This is a genomic window from Bradyrhizobium sp. BR14999 (genome assembly GCF_056106085.1).
This window is the reverse complement of record NZ_CM148536.1, coordinates 354,965-370,804: the sequence shown is the minus strand read 5'-3', so window position 1 is coordinate 370,804 and position 15,840 is coordinate 354,965. Positions and strand designations below refer to the sequence as shown.

15 protein-coding genes are annotated in these 15,840 nt (G+C 64.1%); 8 read left to right on the top strand and 7 right to left on the bottom strand.

Annotation, left to right across the window (positions count from 1 at the left end; translation table 11 throughout):
* Positions 1-71 precede the first annotated feature (71 nt).
* Together mddA and ACR9YP_RS01690 are read left to right on the top strand one after the other, a co-directional pair.
* On the top strand, positions 72-857 hold the full coding sequence (mddA, locus tag ACR9YP_RS01695; protein ID WP_438104425.1) for a methanethiol S-methyltransferase: 786 nt from the start codon (positions 72-74) through the stop codon (positions 855-857).
* Between the two features lie 85 nt (positions 858-942).
* Entirely contained in the window at positions 943-1,365 is a 423-nt protein-coding gene (locus ACR9YP_RS01690) for a GFA family protein (RefSeq protein WP_128956882.1), read from the top strand.
* Positions 1,366-1,407: 42 nt separating this feature from the next.
* Here ACR9YP_RS01690 and ACR9YP_RS01685 read toward each other — a convergent pair whose 3' ends face one another.
* Positions 1,408-2,967, bottom strand: coding sequence for a winged helix-turn-helix domain-containing protein (locus ACR9YP_RS01685; RefSeq protein WP_438104426.1), 1,560 nt, complete (start codon positions 2,965-2,967; stop codon positions 1,408-1,410).
* Between the two features lie 440 nt (positions 2,968-3,407).
* On the opposite strand from ACR9YP_RS01685, the gene pcaB reads away from it, so the two are divergent.
* Positions 3,408-4,769 (top strand): 3-carboxy-cis,cis-muconate cycloisomerase, encoded by a 1,362-nt coding sequence (pcaB, locus tag ACR9YP_RS01680; RefSeq protein ID WP_438104428.1) that lies wholly within the window; start codon positions 3,408-3,410, stop codon positions 4,767-4,769.
* A gap of 113 nt (positions 4,770-4,882) precedes the next feature.
* Positions 4,883-6,139: an aminopeptidase gene (locus ACR9YP_RS01675; RefSeq protein WP_091885349.1), complete on the top strand. Its 1,257-nt coding sequence runs from the start codon at positions 4,883-4,885 to the stop codon at positions 6,137-6,139.
* A gap of 168 nt (positions 6,140-6,307) precedes the next feature.
* On the opposite strand, the gene ACR9YP_RS01670 is transcribed toward ACR9YP_RS01675, so the two are convergent.
* Positions 6,308-6,862, bottom strand: a complete 555-nt coding sequence (locus tag ACR9YP_RS01670; RefSeq protein WP_474218862.1) for a hypothetical protein — start codon at positions 6,860-6,862, stop codon at positions 6,308-6,310.
* Between the two features lie 240 nt (positions 6,863-7,102).
* Between ACR9YP_RS01670 and ACR9YP_RS01665 the strand changes: the two genes are divergently transcribed.
* The gene (locus tag ACR9YP_RS01665) at positions 7,103-7,558 is read left to right on the top strand and encodes a cupin domain-containing protein (RefSeq protein WP_438104431.1); all 456 of its coding nucleotides are present in this window, start codon (positions 7,103-7,105) and stop codon (positions 7,556-7,558) included.
* An 80-nt stretch (positions 7,559-7,638) separates the two neighbouring features.
* Here the strand turns inward: ACR9YP_RS01665 and ACR9YP_RS01660 are convergent, their stop codons facing one another.
* The 5 genes from ACR9YP_RS01660 to ACR9YP_RS01640 form a co-directional block, all read right to left on the bottom strand.
* Positions 7,639-8,691 (bottom strand): amidohydrolase family protein, encoded by a 1,053-nt coding sequence (locus ACR9YP_RS01660; RefSeq protein ID WP_438104433.1) that lies wholly within the window; start codon positions 8,689-8,691, stop codon positions 7,639-7,641.
* Positions 8,692-9,019: 328 nt separating this feature from the next.
* Positions 9,020-9,541 carry a hypothetical protein gene (locus tag ACR9YP_RS01655; protein WP_370987854.1) on the bottom strand — a complete coding sequence of 174 codons (522 nt, stop codon included), beginning with the start codon at positions 9,539-9,541 and terminating at the stop codon, positions 9,020-9,022.
* Positions 9,542-9,606: 65 nt separating this feature from the next.
* Positions 9,607-10,419 carry an MBL fold metallo-hydrolase gene (locus tag ACR9YP_RS01650; protein WP_474218861.1) on the bottom strand — a complete coding sequence of 271 codons (813 nt, stop codon included), beginning with the start codon at positions 10,417-10,419 and terminating at the stop codon, positions 9,607-9,609.
* A 106-nt stretch (positions 10,420-10,525) separates the two neighbouring features.
* On the bottom strand, positions 10,526-12,052 hold the full coding sequence (locus tag ACR9YP_RS01645; protein ID WP_474218860.1) for a permease: 1,527 nt from the start codon (positions 12,050-12,052) through the stop codon (positions 10,526-10,528).
* Positions 12,049-12,798, bottom strand: a complete 750-nt coding sequence (locus ACR9YP_RS01640; protein ID WP_474220992.1) for an ABC transporter ATP-binding protein — start codon at positions 12,796-12,798, stop codon at positions 12,049-12,051. Before ACR9YP_RS01640 ends, ACR9YP_RS01645 begins: the two co-directional genes overlap by 4 nt.
* 251 nt (positions 12,799-13,049) lie before the next feature.
* Between ACR9YP_RS01640 and ACR9YP_RS01635 the strand changes: the two genes are divergently transcribed.
* From ACR9YP_RS01635 to ACR9YP_RS01625, 3 genes are read left to right on the top strand one after another with little or no spacing between them, the layout of a single operon-like run.
* Positions 13,050-13,925, top strand: coding sequence for a branched-chain amino acid ABC transporter permease (locus ACR9YP_RS01635; RefSeq protein ID WP_128936774.1), 876 nt, complete (start codon positions 13,050-13,052; stop codon positions 13,923-13,925).
* 5 nt (positions 13,926-13,930) lie between these two features.
* The gene (locus ACR9YP_RS01630) at positions 13,931-15,082 is read left to right on the top strand and encodes a branched-chain amino acid ABC transporter permease (RefSeq protein WP_474218859.1); all 1,152 of its coding nucleotides are present in this window, start codon (positions 13,931-13,933) and stop codon (positions 15,080-15,082) included.
* Complete coding sequence (locus tag ACR9YP_RS01625; protein ID WP_060737253.1) at positions 15,079-15,837, top strand: ABC transporter ATP-binding protein; 759 nt, start codon at positions 15,079-15,081, stop codon at positions 15,835-15,837. The genes ACR9YP_RS01630 and ACR9YP_RS01625 overlap by 4 nt, the downstream gene beginning before the upstream one ends.
* The last annotated feature ends 3 nt before the right edge of the window (positions 15,838-15,840 follow it).

Here is a 15,840-nt window from a genome sequence, read left to right as displayed (position 1 = left end):
TCTCAGGCCCGTCCGAGGTGCATGGTGGGACTACCAACAAGTGCCGATGTTTTGGCACAACGGAGCTTTCCATGTCCCAGATTGATCAGGTTCATTCGATCAGCCCGGCGGTTGCGGGCTCACGCATATTCAAGTTCGTCGCCTTTCTGTACGGAATTGCGGCATATCTCGTGTTTTTCGTCACCATCCTCTACGCCATCGGCTTTGTCATGGGGCTGGTCGTGCCGAAGACCATCGACACTGGAACCGCCACGCCGCCGGTTGAGGCGGTCATCGTCAATCTCCTCCTGATGTCGCTGTTCGCCATTCAGCACAGCGTGATGGCGCGTCAGAGCTTCAAGGCCTGGTGGACGCAGTTCGTCCCGAAACCGGTCGAGCGCAGCACCTATGTGCTGCTGGCGAGCCTGTCATTGCTGCTCCTGTTCTGGCAATGGCGTCCGCTGCCTGCGGTCATATGGGAGGTCCAGGATCCCGATCTTGCTGTGACGCTGGTCACATTGTCCTTCGCAGGCTGGGTGCTGGTGTTCACCTCGACCTACATGATCAACCATTTCGAATTGTTCGGCCTGCATCAGGTGACGAACCATCTCGTCGGCAAGGAGGCGGCGCCTGCGCGGTTCAAGACGCCGCTGCTCTACAATTTCGTCCGCCATCCGATCTATCTCGGCTTCATCATCGCGTTCTGGGCGGCGCCGGTCATGACCGCGGGCCACCTGCTGTTCGCCGCCGTGACGACGCTCTACATCTTCGTCGGTATCGCGCTGGAGGAGCGCGACCTCATCGATCTCTTCGGCGACGAGTACCGGCAGTACAAACAACGCGTGTCGATGCTTATTCCCTGGCGCAGATCGGTATAGTCTTGGCCTCGTTCCGCGCGTCCACCGAAAGGAGGATGCGCGGGGCGCCGACGCGCGATAACGATCCTTCATCATGGAGACACCAATGAAACATGTCGGAAACTGCTTCTGTGGCGCGGTCACGGTCGAGGTCACGGGCGCGCCGGAGGCGATGGGCTATTGCCATTGCCGCTCTTGCCGGTCGTGGTCGGGCGGACCGGTAAACGCCTTCAGCCTGTGGAAGCCTGAAGCCGTGCGCATCACCGAAGGCGCCCAGAACGTCGAGACCTTCGCCAAGACGCCGCTCAGCCAGCGCAAATATTGTAAGAAGTGCGGCGGTCATCTCATGACCAACCATCCGCCGCTCGGCCTCGTCGACGTCTTCACCGCCACCATCCCGACGCTGGCGTTCACGCCCGGCGTCCATGTCAACTACGCCGAGACGGTGCTGCCAATGCGCGACGGTCTGCCCAAGCTGAAGGATTTTCCCGCCGAGTTCGGCGGCAGCGGCGAGATGATGCAGGAGTAGGACTCTTCGCCTCTCCCCGCAAGCGGGGCGAGGGAGAGGTCCTCACCCCATCCCCGCGCGCCGCAATCCTTCCAGATAATGCGCGCGATCCTCGTCGCGCAGCATCGGCAACTCGCGCGTGATCCAGGCGAGCGAAATGCCGGGCTGGGTGCGGCGCAGGCCTTCCAGGGCGGACGCGGCGAGAGCCGAGCTTCCCGACATGCCGGCGGCGGCGGTCAGCACACGATGCGCGCCGACGAAATCGCTGCGTTGCCGCAGCGACTCGCGTGCCATCTGCACGGCGCCTTCGTAGTCGCGACCGATGAACCGGGCATAGGCCGCAACTCCGCAATAGATCGCGGCGAGCGGATCGCGCGGACTCAGCCGCAGCGCGCGGCGGGCGGCGGCGTCGCCGTCCTGCCATCGTCCCGCGTAGCACAGCGTCACGCCGTAGAAGGCGTACGCCATCGCGAAATTCGGATTGAGCTTGAGAGCCAGCTCGAACTCCGCCAGTGCGTCTTCGAAGCGGCGGCGGAATAAATAAGTATAGGCGAGGCCGTGATGCGCCCAGGCGTCGTCGCGATCGGCCTCCACCGCCGCCAGCGCCGCGCGTTCGGCGACCGGCACGGTTACAGCCATGTCCGCCCAGCCCATATGCGCGCCGAATATATGGCTGGTGGCGAGCAGGCCCAGCGCCTTGCCATAAGCAGGGTCGATCGCGATCGCCATTTCCAGCAGCCCTTGCGCGGCGGCATTGTCCTCGCGGGTGATGCGCCAGTAATGCGACAATGCGCGCATCACGAGATCCCAGGCATCCAGGCTGCCCGGCGGCTTCTGCTGGGCGCGGAAGCTCTCGGCGGCATAGAGCTGCGGCTCGATCGCCGCGACGATCGCCTCGGTGATCTCGTCCTGCACGGCGAAGACGTCGGCTAGCTCGCGGTCGTAGCGCTCGGCCCAAAGATGGCTGCCGGTCGAGACGTCGTTGAGCTGCGCCGAGATGCGCAGGCGCTCGCCGCTGCGCCGCACGCTGCCTTCGACCACGTAGCGTACGCCGAGTTCGCGCGCGACCTCGTGGAGGTGCACGGCGCGGCCCTTGTAGACAAAGGAGGAATTGCGCGCGACGACGAAGAACCAGCGCAGCTTCGACAGCGCGGTGATGATGTCCTCGCTGATGCCGTCCGAGAAATAATCCTGCTCGCGGTCGCCGCTCATATTGGTGAAGGGCAGCACGGCGATCGCGGGCCGGTCGGGCAGCGCGAGCGTGGGCTGCGGCGCCGACGCGCCGCGGCCGGGTTCCGGCGCGGCCGCGCCGCGCTTCGCCTCGACGTCGCCGACGAAGCGAAAGCCCTTGCGTGCGATGGTGCGGATCAGCGCCTGGTTCGCGCCATTGTCGCCGATTGCCTTGCGCGCCGCGTTGATCCGGCTGGTCAAGGTCGATTCGGAGACGCTGCGGCCGTGCCAGATCTTGTCGATCAGCTCGTCCTTGCTGACCACCCGGTCGCGGTTCTCCATGAGATGCACGACCAGGTCGAAAACCTGGGGTTCCACGGCAATGGGAACCTGCTCGCGGCTCAGCTCGCGCCGGTCGGTGTCGAGAAGGTGATCCCGGAACAGAAACTGCACGTCGAAAACTCAGTCCTCACAACGACATCAGGCAATAATAAAATCAAAATGGATTTCGACTTGAAGTCTGTGAGTCCGCCGAACGGTCTGTCAGGTTCACCACGATCGCGTGATGGCAGTCATGCGGTTTCGGATGGGAATACGACCTCGGTGGAATGTGAGGTTTGGGCCAGATTGCCGCCAGCTGAATCCGCAAGAACAGCGAGTCGGCAGTGCCGAACATCTCCCCGATGTCGTCCTGGCGAAAGCCAGGACCCATACGGAATCTCTCGATTGCAGGCGGTATAAGTACCGGACGGCGTGTCTTCGCCAAATGTCTCCTTGGGGTAATGGGTCCTGGCTTTCGCCAGGACGACATCGGCTGTATCGCGGGCATTGCCGAACAGCGCGGCCTGCGTAAGCTGCCTTCACAGAAAACACCCAGCCACGAAGAAACGCCCATGCCCGCTTTTCCCGCATCGACCACCGTGCTCGACTCCATGCTGTTCCGCGATGCCTTCGGCACGCCTGAGATGCGGGAGGTGTTCTCCGATGTTGCGCTGGTGGCGCGCTATGCCGAGGTCGAGGTGGCGCTGGCGAAGGCGGAGGCCAGATGCGGCGTGATCCCGCAGGACGCTGCGGACCAGATCGCGGCCCGCACCAATGTTACCGCGCTTGATTTCGATCTGTTGCGGCGGGAGACCGACATCGTCGGCTATCCGATCCTACCCTTGGTGCATCAGATGGTGAAGCAATGCGGCGAGGCCGGCCGTTACGTGCATTGGGGCGCGACCACGCAGGACATCATGGACACCGCGGTGGTCCTGCAACTGCGCGCCGCGCTCGAGATCGTCGAAAAGGACATTGCCGAACTCCGCCGTATCCTCGCCGACCTCTCCAAGCGATATCGCGATACGCCGATGGCGGGCCGCACCCATCTGCAGCAGGCGCTGCCGGTGACATTCGGCTACAAGACCGCGATCTGGCTCGCGATGTTCGACCGCCATGCCGAGCGTCTGGCGCAATTGAAGCCCCGCGTCCTGGTCGGCCAGTTCGCCGGCGCCGCCGGCACCCTGGCCTCGCTCGGCGACAAGGGGTTCGAGGTGCAGGAGGCGCTCTGCGCCGAGCTGAAGCTCGGCGTTCCCGCCTCGACCTGGCACGTCGCGCGCGACGGCTTTGCCGAGGCCGTGAACTTCCTGGCGCTCGTCACCGGCTCGCTCGGCAAGATCGCGCTCGACATCATGATCATGGCCTCGACCGAGTTTGCCGAGGTCTACGAGCCCTTCGTCAAGGGCCGCGGCGCCTCCTCCACCATGCCGCAGAAGCGCAACCCGATCTCGTCCGAGCTGATGCTGGCGGCGTCCAAGGCGGTGCGCCAGCATGCCGGCCTGATGCTGGACGCGATGGTGCAGGACTTCGAGCGCGCCACCGGCCCCTGGCACGCCGAATGGATGGCGATCCCCGAAAGCTTCGTGCTGAGCGCCGGCGCGCTGCACCAGGCGAAGTTTGCGCTCGCAGGCCTCATCGTGGACGAGGCCAAGATGAACGACAATCTCGCCATCAGCCGCGGCCTGATCGTGGCCGAAGCCGTCATGATGGGGCTCGCGCCGCAGATCGGACGGCAGGAGGCGCATGACGTGGTCTATGACGCCTGCCGGCTCGCCAATGAGAAAGGCTTGACGCTGGCAGATGCGCTCTCATCCGACCCCCGCGTTTCGAGCCGCATCGACCGCGCCACGATCGAGGCGCTCACCTCACCAAAAAATTACCTCGGGCTTGCCCCCGCCATGGTCGACCGGGTGCTGAAATCGGCAACGCGTTGAAAACCAATATGCGTGAAACTGCGTATCTTATCGGTGTCGTAAGGTGCTCGCGCACTTGCGCCTCGCGATGCTACGCTTAGATTGAATGAGAGACTTTCGGCAGAGGGCCCCGCATGACTGATCACCGCAATTCCGCTACTCCCATCGATCCCGCGAAACTCGACCGGCTGGCCGAGGTGGCGGTGAAGGTGGGCCTGGGCTTGCGGCCGGGGCAGGATCTTCTTCTGACGGCGCCTGCGATCGCGCTGCCGCTGGTGCGGCGGATTGCCGTGCACGCCTACAAGGCCGGTGCCGGCATCGTGACGCCGATCCTGTCGGACGAGGAGATGACGCTGGCGCGCTACCGCCACGGCCAGGACAACAGTTTCGATCGTGCCGCCGGCTGGCTGTACGAGGGCATGGCCAAGGCCTTCTCGGACAATACCGCGCGGCTCGCCATCGTCGGCGACAATCCGATGCTGTTGTCGGGCGAGGATCCGTCGAAGGTGGCGCGCGCCAGCAAGGCCAACTCCATGGCCTATCAGCCGGCGTTGGAAAAAATCGTCAATTTCGATACCAACTGGAACATCATCGCCTATCCGAGCCCGTCCTGGGCCAAGCAGGTGTTTCCTAATGATCCCGAGGACATCGCGATCGGCAAGCTCGCGGATGCGATCTTCGCCGCGTCCCGCGTCGACCGCGAGGACGCGATAAGCAATTGGGCGAGCCACAATGCGGTGCTGCGCGAGCGCACCAACTGGCTCAACGGTCAGCGTTTTCGCGCGTTGCAATATTCGGGTCCCGGCACCGACCTCACCATCGGCCTCGCCGACGGCCACGAATGGGAGGGCGGTGCCTCGCTCTCCAAGAACGGCATCAGCTGCAACGCCAACATCCCGACCGAAGAGGTTTTCACCACGCCGCATTGCCGCCGCGTCTACGGCCACGTCGTGAGCTCGAAGCCGCTGTCCTACCAGGGCACCCTGATCGACAACATCGCAGTGCGCTTCGAGGACGGCAAGATCGTCGACGCCAAGGCCTCGCGCGGCGCGGAAGTGCTGAACAAGGTGCTCGATACCGACGAGGGCGCGCGCCGCCTCGGCGAGGTGGCGCTGGTGCCGCATTCTTCGCCGATCTCGCAGAGCGGGCTGCTGTTCTACAACACGCTGTTCGACGAGAATGCGGCCTCGCACATCGCGCTCGGCCAGTGCTACTCGAAATGCTTCATCAACGGCGCGCAGCTCACGCCGCAGCAGATCGCCGCGCAGGGCGGCAACCAGAGCCTGATCCATATCGACTGGATGATCGGCTCTGCCGAGACCGACATCGACGGCATTCTCGCCGATGGCAGCAAGGTGCCGGTGTTCCGCAAGGGCGAGTGGGCGAAGTAGCTTGCTTCACCTCTCCCGTAGGGAGAGGTCGGATCGCATCGCAGATGCGATCCGGGTGAGGGTTTACGCTTTCACCAAATGCCGCGGCCCCCACCCGACCTTTCCCCGTCGGGGAGAGTAAGCATCCCGGCGACAGTCTTCCTCGCGCTCATGGTCTGGCGTGCTGTCTCACGCCGCGGCGTTGCGCAGCATCGGGTTGTTGTCGATGCTGAAGCGGTTGAACAGCGTCGTGAACGGGCTGCCGTCGGTGGCCCGCACGATGGCGTAGGAAGCAGCGACTGCCTCGTAGAGCGCGCCGACGGAATCGTCCGGCTCGGGCAGGTCGAGCGCGTCGCGGATTTGCTCGCGGGCCTCGTTGAGGTCGTCCTCGTTGTCGAGTGTCGCCTCCAGTGCATCCGCCGCGCGCCGCATCTCCAGGAGATCACCGCCGGCGGAAAATTTGAGGATGTCGAGCCAATAGGGGCAGGCGACGACGAGCTGCATGAACGCCTCGAAATTCTCCGCGATAATGCCAGCGCGCCCCTCTGACGACACGTAGAGCACATTCTGCAACGGCAGCAGCACGAACGTGCCGCCGGAACCGTCGCTGCCGATCTGCCGCGGGCTTTCGATGTCGTCGATAGTGAACCAGGGCTCCTCGTCCGGCCCGAAGGAAACATCGAGGGCGCCGAGCCAGGCGACGACCTCGCGGTTGGCTGTCAGAACCTCGGGCGTGACGGGCATCGGCATTGGCTCCTTCCATGGTCACTTTCGCGCATTTTGTCGCACCCCGGAAAAGAGGGGTTCATGTGCGCGAATTCGCAGCGGAATCTCAACGTTAGCTGCTTCGCACCTGCAACTTAGGGCTGATTGTCGGTGCCTGCGTAAGGAAGAATTAAAAGGCGGTCACTAGCGTTGCGGCCATCATTGGAAACAATCCGGGCTCCGACCCGGCCAAACCTATTTTATTCCCTGAGGAAACAGATGTCGCGCGCAATGATTGAAATCGGCAGTTGCAATGTGGATCTCGAGCTGCGGCCGATCGAGCCGTCCTGGATCATCGAGGGTAATCCGGTGTCGCGCTCGCGCGTCCTGTCCACCAGCGCCGACGGCACGGCCCAAACCATCATCTGGGCCTGCACCGAAGGGCGCTTCAACTGGTATTACGACATCGACGAGACGATCATGATCATGGAAGGATCGATCGTGCTCGAAAGCGACGGCATGCCGCCGAAGCGCTACGGCCCCGGCGACGTCATTTTCTTCCGCGATGGCGCGCATGCCAAATGGCATGTCGAAGGGCACGTCAGGAAGATCGCGTTCTGCCGCAAGACCAATCCCGTGATGATCGGCTTCCTGATCCGCGTCGTCAACAAGCTGAAGAAGATGTTCACCTCCACCGGCGAACGCCGTCCAGCCTCGTTGATGGGTGCAGGCTAGAGCTCACAAAGTTTCAAGGACGCTTCCCAGCGGCCACGACGGAAGAGGGGTCGGGATCAACATCCGGGCCCCTTTTCTTGTCACGACGGCAGTTCGAGCCGATAGAAATCAATTGCGGTCTGTGAGAACAGTGCCGTCTTCTCGGCCTCGCTCAGGGGCGCCGCGATGCGCTTGAAGGCGTTGAAGATCACCTGATAGCTGCACTGGCCTTTGTCCGGCGGGAAATTGCTCTCGAACATCGCGCGTTTAGGTCCGAACGATTCGATGCAGGTTTCGACATAAGGCCGCCAGGCCGTGGCAAGCTCCTCGGATGACGGCGGCCTCGCGCGCAAATGGAAGTCGTAGCCGAGCAGGCACATTGCGAGCCCGCCGAGCTTAACCACCACATTCTCGCATTTCGCAATCTCCCGGATCGAGGCGCGCCACTGTGCAAACACCTCCTCGCGCCGCCCTGCAAAGCGTCCCACGCCGGCTGGGCCGCCGCAATGGTCGAGCACGATCCTGGTGTCGGGGAAGGCGCGCGCAAGCTCGGTGAGCTCGCCGATCTGCGGATGAAACAGCCAGGCATCGAAGCTGAGGTTCAGCGGCGCGAGGCAGGCAAAACCCTTGCGGAAGGTCGGATCCCGCAACAGGCCCTTCGGCCGGTTCGCATACATGCCGGCGACGACGGGGTCTTCGTCCCAGGCCGAGGAATGCCTGATGCCGCGGAAGCGGCCGTTGCCCGCCGCGATTTCCGCTTCCAGCACCGGCTTGGCCGCGTCACCCAGCAGCAGATTGGCGTGGCTGACGATGCCCGCACAGATCGCCGCCTTGCCGTAAGCACCGCTCGCGCTCATCGCGGCGACGCCATTGGCGAACTCGACCTCACCGACAGGCCGGAACGCCTCTGGCCCATGCGCGCGATACATCGAGCGGCAATCGACATAGACGGTTGCGATGACGTTGTGGCCGGAGGCGATGTCGGCTGCCATCGCCTCGATCAGATAGCGATGCCCGCGATTCCAGAGATGGTGGTGAGGATCGACGATCGGCCGGGCCGCATCGATGATCTCCTCCTGGTGCTGCGCAAGCCAATCCTCGCGCGGCTCGACAAACAGGCCGCTGGTATTAGTGGGCAACCCGCTTGCGGCCATCGGCGTTCGCTCCCTCTGTATTTTGGTATTTTGTGCTGGGAGCCTAGCATCTCATCTCGTCACGCAGCAGCGCACGCCATGCAACCGCACCCATCATCGCGCGCACAGCGGCGGTGTGACTGATATCGACTAGATGAAGCTCGATTGCCGCCACACGGAAGGTGCGCTCCCTCTCCCGCTTGCGGGGGAGGGCTGGGGTGGGGGTGCCGCCACAGAGAGATTCCCAGTGTGGAGCGAGCCCCCACCCGCGCCTTCGGCGCGACCTCCCCCGCAAGCGGGAGAGGTTGCAGCGCGCCCGGAGCTGACTGATTCAAGAGCGATTCAATCTTTAAGCCTTGCGCCGCTTCGCCTTCACGTCGACGACGAGCCGCCAATCGGTTGCGGTCGCAGGCTTGACCTCGCCGAGCCAGTGGAAGGAATCGCCGGTGATCTCTGTAAAGCTCCAGCGCGTCAGCTCACCGGCTTCGGTCGTGCCTTCCTGCACGATGTCCGCGCCGCGCGGACGGCCGATCTGCTGCCGGAACACGCTGCGGCCGGGATCGAACCAGGAAATCCGCCATGCGGAAATGGCGGGATCGTAGACCCGCAGCGTCGTGCCGTACCAATTGCCGGCGATCGGAAAGGCCGGGCTGCCTGGGGAACGAGGGATGATCCAGACGTCCTGCACGGCCCGCCCTTCCAGGACCCAACCGAAATGGATTTCGCCGGGCGCGGCGTGTTTGGTTCCATCGGGCGCGTGGGCGGTGATTTCGGCGTCCCAGTCGCCGACGAAACGGCCGTAAAGCTGCAGAGCCGCCGCGTGCTCCGGGTTCGGTCCGTCCGCGTGCAACAGTCTCGCAAAATCTGTCATGTCGATCTCCTGTTGCCAGGAGATCAGCACGAGCGGGCCTCAGCGGACTTGGAGAAAATTGCGCGTCACACCCCGTCGAGGATGATCACCGTCGGCTTCGACGGCAGCGCATCCCGCGAGATCCGGAACGACCGCTCGATGCGCTGGTCGATCTCGAACTGCTGGCCGATCCGGCGCATGAAATCGTCGAGCGGGGTAGCGAAGCGGTGCATCGGCAGCACCACCGAGGCGCGCAGCCGTTTGGTGATCTCGGAGATGCCGTCCAGCGACATGGTGTAGGTGCCGTCGATCGGCACCATCACGATGTCGAGCCGGCCGATCTGGGCGAAATGGCTGTCGTCGAGCTTGTGGTGGAGATGGCCGAGATGACCGATGCAAAGGCCGGCGACCTCGAAGATGAAGATCGAGTTGCCGTCGCGGATCATGTCGGCGCCGGAATCGTCGCCGAAATAGCGGCGGATGTCGGTGGTGACGTTGCGGATGAAGGTGTCGCCGATGCGCTCGGAGATCACCGCGGGCTTGCCGTCCTCGCCCCAGCCATGCAGCACATGGGGAATGCGCTTGTCCGGGAATAGCGTGTAGTGGGTGCTGTGGGCCCGGTTCATGGTGACGACATCGGGGCGCCGTCCCACCTGATAGGCGCCGCTATAGTCGGTGGCGATGCGCAGGCCCCCGGGCGTATCGATGAAATAGGTGGAGTGGCCGGCATAGGTGATCTCGACCTCGGCTGAGCCGCCGGCCTGCCGGAACGCGACCGGCAGCGCGCGGGGCGCCGCGTTCGCCATCGCCAGGCATTCGCTGCGCTGCGGCTGCTGGGCGAGGGCAGGTGCGAGGGATACGCCGAACAGCGCCAGAGCCGCCGAAACCAGTCGCCACATGCATCCGTCCCCGATGACTTCGAAGAAAGTCTAGCGTGCTATGCTGCGCATGGCCAATGGACTGCGATCAACAGCGCGTCAGTGTCGCACCTCTCGCCCGCGTCTTTTATTCGCGCCTTGGGCTGAACTTCCAGGTGATGGCGATGAGGCTGGCTGTGATCAGGCCGCTGATGAGGCCGGCGATGGGAAGAGCAAGCAGCAGCGCGGCGCTGGCGGTCCAGCCGATCGAGGAGAAGGCTTCGGCAAAGGTTGCAAGCCGCGAGGAAGTCTGGCGGCGGCGGAATTGGCTGCGCCGAGCCTGCACCCGGAACCAGAGCTGGATCGCAGTGGCGGAGGCCGCGCTGATGACGATCGCGCCGGCGCTAATCGCCGCCTGGAATGGCGAGGCGAAGGCCAGTGCCGCCACCAGCGGGCAGAAGATCACGGCGGTCGCGATCAGCACCACCTCGATCTTGGCGCGGATGACGCTGGATGGCGTCAGCGGCGCGGTCGCGACCAGGTCGGGCGCGTCCTCGCCCGAGATCGTCAGCCAGGCAAGCCCGCCGGCGAGCTGTCCGGCCGCCATCACGATGACAGGCGTGATCAGCGTCAGCGCCGCCGAACTGTCGGCAAAATTGCGCCAGAGCAGCAGCGCCGGTGGCACCAAGTAGAGCAGCTGCATCAGGGTCTGCGAGATCAGCCAGGGATCGCGCCAGAGCAGCGAAAATTCCTTGCGCCGCAGCGCCTGCTGCCGCGATCCGCCGCGGAACGGGCGCTCCTTGGCGCGTACGCGGCCGGCTGTGCCATACGCCGCCGCGTCGATGGCGGTGTCGGCAAAGCGGCGTGAGAAGATCGCCATGACGCTTCCGAGCAGCACGAGCGCAAGCGCGAGGAGCAACAGCAGCGCCTCGCTGTCGCCCATGGTCGCCCGCGCCGACCACCACCAGATGCTGTCGATATCGGGCGCGTAGGCGGCTACGCGACCCGAGGTCAGGATGGTGAAGCGCGACAGCGTGCCGTACGACGTGATCGCGGCGACCTGGAGCGCGATCACGAAGCCCGCGCCGATGATCGCGGCGAGGATCTGGGCGATCAAGCGCGTCCGCGCCGGGCCGATCAGCCGAAACAGGAGAATGGTGACGGCAATCGCGATCGCCGCCGCCGACAGGCCCATCGCGACCACGACGCCGAACGCGCTGAGCCATCGCGCACCGCCGCCGATCACCAGCACGTCGATGAAGGGCGTCGAGAACAGCAGCGCCATTGTCGTGACGGTGAGCGCGATCGCGGCAATGCGCACCGAGAACAGATTGGCCAGCTTCGCCGGCGAGGACATGATGAGATCGAGATCGGCGCGGGCGTAAAACACCCGCGTCACCGATTCGATCGCCTGCGACAGCATCAAGGTCCAGGCGAGAAAGATCGTCGCCGAGATCACGATCAGCGAGGATTTGTCGAGCGGCAGTTGCAGGTCGGCGAAGCGGCCGATCACGGCCCAGGCCGGCAGGTGCAGGAGTGCGGCGAAGAACAGCAGGCCGATCATGGCGGCGCGTGCCCGCTTGCGCCGTCCGCCCGTCATCATGGCGAACCATTCGCGCCAGGCGAGCCGGAGCTCGTGACGGGTGAACCAGGACAGCGCGGTCGCCGAGCTCATGCGGCGTCCGGAAGCGTCACCAGCGCGATGAAGAGGTCTTCGAGGCTGGTATCGGCATGGCCGTTCTGCCGCCGCAGCTTGTCGAGCGTGCCTTCGGCGACCAGTTGGCCCGATGCGATCACGCCGATGCGGTCGGCCATGCGCTCGGCGACCTCCAGAATATGCGTGGTCATGATGACAGTGCAGCCGGCGCGGACGCGCCCGCTGAGGAGGCCCTTCACATGGCGGGCGGAAACGGCATCTAACCCCGTCAGCGGCTCGTCGAGGATGATGAGGCGGGGATCGTGCACCAGCGCGCCGGCCAGCGCCACTTTCTGGCGCATGCCCTTGGAAAAGCCCTCACAGCGTTCGTGCCGGTGCTGCGCGAGGCCGAGCGAGCCGAGAAGCTCCTGCGCAACCGGTTCCGAGCTGGACGGCGCGATGCCCCAGAGACCGGCGACGAACTCGAGATATTCGAGCGGCGTCAGCTTGTCGTAGATCATCGGCTCGTCGGACACCCACGCCATCATCTGCTTGGCGGCGACCGGATTTTGGAGCGCATCGATGCCGAAGATCGAGACGCTGCCGGCATCGGGCCGCAACAGGCCCGCGACCATGCGCAGGGTGGTGGTCTTGCCGGCGCCGTTGGGGCCGACCAGGGCATAGAATTCGCCGGCATGAATGGTGAGATCGAGGCCATCGACCGCCAAACGGTCAAAACGCTTCGTTAACCCCACGACTTCCAGCGCCGAGCTGCCCGGCTTCATGACGTCCACCATCCGGTTTTGCATCGCCCGCGACCATGACTTGAAGATGTTTCGGCACCGTGAATCTACGGCCGACAAATTCCGTCATCCTAAAGGCAAGTCACCGTTTGTTGACAGCGCTTGGCGGTTCAGGCTGAATTGGTCTCGGACAAATGGCGCTGACGCAGCGAAACGACTGCGTAGCGACTGGACACAAGATGCGACAAGGCGGTCAGGAAGAGCCGCCGGTTGCGTCGGGAGGATGCGCGGCGATGCTGGATTTCGTTCAGCAGCTGGTCAGCGGTGTTGCGCTCGGCTGCGTCTACGGCCTGATCGCGCTCGGCTTCGTGCTCGTCTACAAGGCTACCGAGGTCGTCAATTTCGCCCAGGGCGATCTGATGATGCTCGGCGGCTTCTTCGCTTTCACCTTCATCGGCATGATGGGCCTGAACTACTGGATCGGCTTTGCCGGTGCGGTGGCCGCCATGGCGCTGTTCGGCATGCTGGCCGAGCGCGTGGTGGTCCGGCCGATCCTCGGCTATCCGCAATTCTCCATCATCATGGCGACGATCGGGCTCGGCTATTTCCTGCGCTCGATCGCCGGCATGATCTGGGGCACCGACGATCTGAAGATCGAGACGCCGTTCAGCCAGGGCGTGCTGCGCATGGGCTCGCTGGTGCTCGCCTACGACAAGCTCTCGGTGATCGCAGCGACGATGATCCTGTGCACGCTGCTCTGGCTGTTCTTCAACAAGACCACGCTCGGCACCGCGATGCGCGCCAGCTCCGAGAACATGCTCGCGGCCTATTACATGGGCATTCCGGTCAAGCGCGTGGTGTCGATCGTCTGGGCCATCAGCGCGGCGGTCGCGACCTGCGCCGGCGTGCTGCTGGCGCCGATCACCTTCATTCACTCCAATGTCGGCCTCGTGCTCGGCCTGAAGGCGTTTCCGGCTGCCGTGCTCGGTGGCTTCGGCTCGATCCCGGGCGCAGTCGTTGGTGGCGTGCTGATCGGCGTCATCGAGAGCATGGCCGGCTTTTATTTGCCCGAAGGCTGGAAGGACGCCGCGCCCTACATCGTGTTGCTCACCGTGCTGCTCCTGAAGCCTGAAGGCCTGTTCGGCCTCCACGTCCGCAAGAAGGTCTGAACACCATGCGCTTCCTGTTCAAGACCGACTATGAAGACGACATCAAGCTGTTTCCGCATTCGGGCTACGTCGTCACCTATGGCATCCTGATCGCGCTGCTGCTGATCGCTCCCTACGTGCTCTCCAGCTATCTGATGAGCCAGCTCGTCTTCGTCTGCATCTATGCAACCGTCGGCGTGGCGCTCCTGATCCTCACCGGCTTCACGGGGCAGGCCTCGCTCGGCCACGCCGCGTTCCTCGCGATCGGGGCCTATACCGCGGCCTATTTGCAGAAATACAACGTGCCGTTCCCGGTCTACTTCCTCGCCGCCGGAGCCTTGACCGGCGTCATCGGCGCGTTGGTCGGCTTTCCCGCCCTGCGCCTGACCGGAATCTACCTCGTCATCGCCACCATCTCCTTTGCCTTGATCGTGGAGGAGGTCCTGGCGCGCTGGGAGAGCGTCACCAACGGCAACGAGGGCTTGCGGATCAAGACGCTGTCGCTGCTCGGCGTCACGGTCCCGCGTGACAGCCCGGCCTTCTATTTCCTCTGTCTTGCCGTGCTGGTGCTGACCATCGTCGGCACGCTCAACCTGTTGCGTTCGCCGACGGGGCGCGCCTTCGTCGCGATCCGCGACTCCGAGACGGCGGCGCGCAGCATGGGCGTCAACGTCGCGCTCTACAAGGTCAAGTCCTTTGCGATCTCGGCAGCGATCACCGGCCTTGCCGGCGTGCTGTTCGCGCATAAGCTCTCCTTCATCTCGCCGGAGATGTTCACGCTGCAGCTCTCGATCGAATTCATCATCGTGATCCTGATCGGCGGCGCCTTCAGCCTGCACGGCGCGGTGCTGGGCGCGATCTTCATCGTCATGATCGATCCGTTCCTAACCTATCTGAAGGACGACATGCCCGGCATCATCGCCGGCATCACCGCGACCTTTGGTGCGAGCCCGACGACTGCGGGCAACGTCCAGTCAAAAGTCGCGGCCTTCGCCTCGCTCAACGGCCTGAAAGGCGCGATCTACGGCATCATCATCGTGCTGTTCGTGCTGTTCGAGCCGCTCGGGCTCTACGGCCGCTGGCTCAAGATCAAGCTCTTCTTCCAGCTGTTCCCGCTCTACAAGCGCGCCACCTTCAAGCGGCAGAAGATTTACGTGAAGTCGGAGCGCAACCGATGAGCTATTTTCGCGCCGAGAACCTGTCGCTGCATTTTGGGGGCCTCAAGGCCGTCGATGCGGTCTCGTTCGCGGTCGAGAAGGGCGAGATCCTCTCCATCATCGGTCCCAACGGCGCCGGCAAGAGCTCGATCTTCAACCTGATCTCGCGGATCTACCGGCCGACCTCGGGCCGCATCTTCTTCGAGGACCAGGACATCACGGAGCAGCCGCCCTACGACATCGCCAAGCTCGGCATCGCCCGCACCTTCCAGAACATCGAGCTGTTCGAGAACGCGACCGTGCTCTCCAACCTCCTGGTCGGCCGCCACCGCCATTCCACCACGCAGCTCTGGCAGGAGCTGCTGTTCCTGCCGAGCGTGCGGGCCAACGAGAAGGTGCACCGCCGCCGGGTCGAGCAGGTCATCGAATTCCTCGATCTCGAACCCTATCGCGACAAGCTGATCTCGGGCCTGCCTTACGGCGTGCGCAAGGTGATCGAGCTGGCGCGCGCGCTGTGCTCGGAGCCGAAGCTGATCCTGCTCGACGAGCCGTCCTCGGGCCTCAATGTCGAGGAGACCGACGACATGTCGTTCTGGATCCGCGACTTGAAGAACGAGCTCGGTGTCACCGTGCTGATGGTCGAACACGACATGTCGCTGGTCAACCGCGTCTCCGATCGCGTCATCGCGCTGAACTATGGTCGAGTGCTCGCGATGGGCTCCCCGGCCGAGGTGCAGCAGCACCCCGACGTCGTCGCCGCGTATCTGGGAGCCTGAGGC

Excerpts from the sequence above, each read along its gene's own strand:
- mddA (WP_438104425.1), top strand. The coding sequence starts at position 72 with ATGTCCCAGATTGATCAGGTTCATTCGATCAGCCCGGCGGTTGCGGGC.
- ACR9YP_RS01690 (WP_128956882.1), top strand. The coding sequence starts at position 943 with ATGAAACATGTCGGAAACTGCTTCTGTGGCGCGGTCACGGTCGAGGTC.
- pcaB (WP_438104428.1), top strand. The coding sequence starts at position 3,408 with ATGCCCGCTTTTCCCGCATCGACCACCGTGCTCGACTCCATGCTGTTC.
- ACR9YP_RS01675 (WP_091885349.1), top strand. The coding sequence starts at position 4,883 with ATGACTGATCACCGCAATTCCGCTACTCCCATCGATCCCGCGAAACTC.
- ACR9YP_RS01670 (WP_474218862.1), bottom strand. The coding sequence starts at position 6,862 with ATGCCCGTCACGCCCGAGGTTCTGACAGCCAACCGCGAGGTCGTCGCC.
- ACR9YP_RS01665 (WP_438104431.1), top strand. The coding sequence starts at position 7,103 with ATGTCGCGCGCAATGATTGAAATCGGCAGTTGCAATGTGGATCTCGAG.
- ACR9YP_RS01660 (WP_438104433.1), bottom strand. The coding sequence starts at position 8,691 with ATGGCCGCAAGCGGGTTGCCCACTAATACCAGCGGCCTGTTTGTCGAG.
- ACR9YP_RS01655 (WP_370987854.1), bottom strand. The coding sequence starts at position 9,541 with ATGACAGATTTTGCGAGACTGTTGCACGCGGACGGACCGAACCCGGAG.
- ACR9YP_RS01650 (WP_474218861.1), bottom strand. The coding sequence starts at position 10,419 with ATGTGGCGACTGGTTTCGGCGGCTCTGGCGCTGTTCGGCGTATCCCTC.
- ACR9YP_RS01645 (WP_474218860.1), bottom strand. The coding sequence starts at position 12,052 with ATGAGCTCGGCGACCGCGCTGTCCTGGTTCACCCGTCACGAGCTCCGG.
- ACR9YP_RS01640 (WP_474220992.1), bottom strand. The coding sequence starts at position 12,798 with ATGAAGCCGGGCAGCTCGGCGCTGGAAGTCGTGGGGTTAACGAAGCGT.
- ACR9YP_RS01635 (WP_128936774.1), top strand. The coding sequence starts at position 13,050 with ATGCTGGATTTCGTTCAGCAGCTGGTCAGCGGTGTTGCGCTCGGCTGC.
- ACR9YP_RS01630 (WP_474218859.1), top strand. The coding sequence starts at position 13,931 with ATGCGCTTCCTGTTCAAGACCGACTATGAAGACGACATCAAGCTGTTT.
- ACR9YP_RS01625 (WP_060737253.1), top strand. The coding sequence starts at position 15,079 with ATGAGCTATTTTCGCGCCGAGAACCTGTCGCTGCATTTTGGGGGCCTC.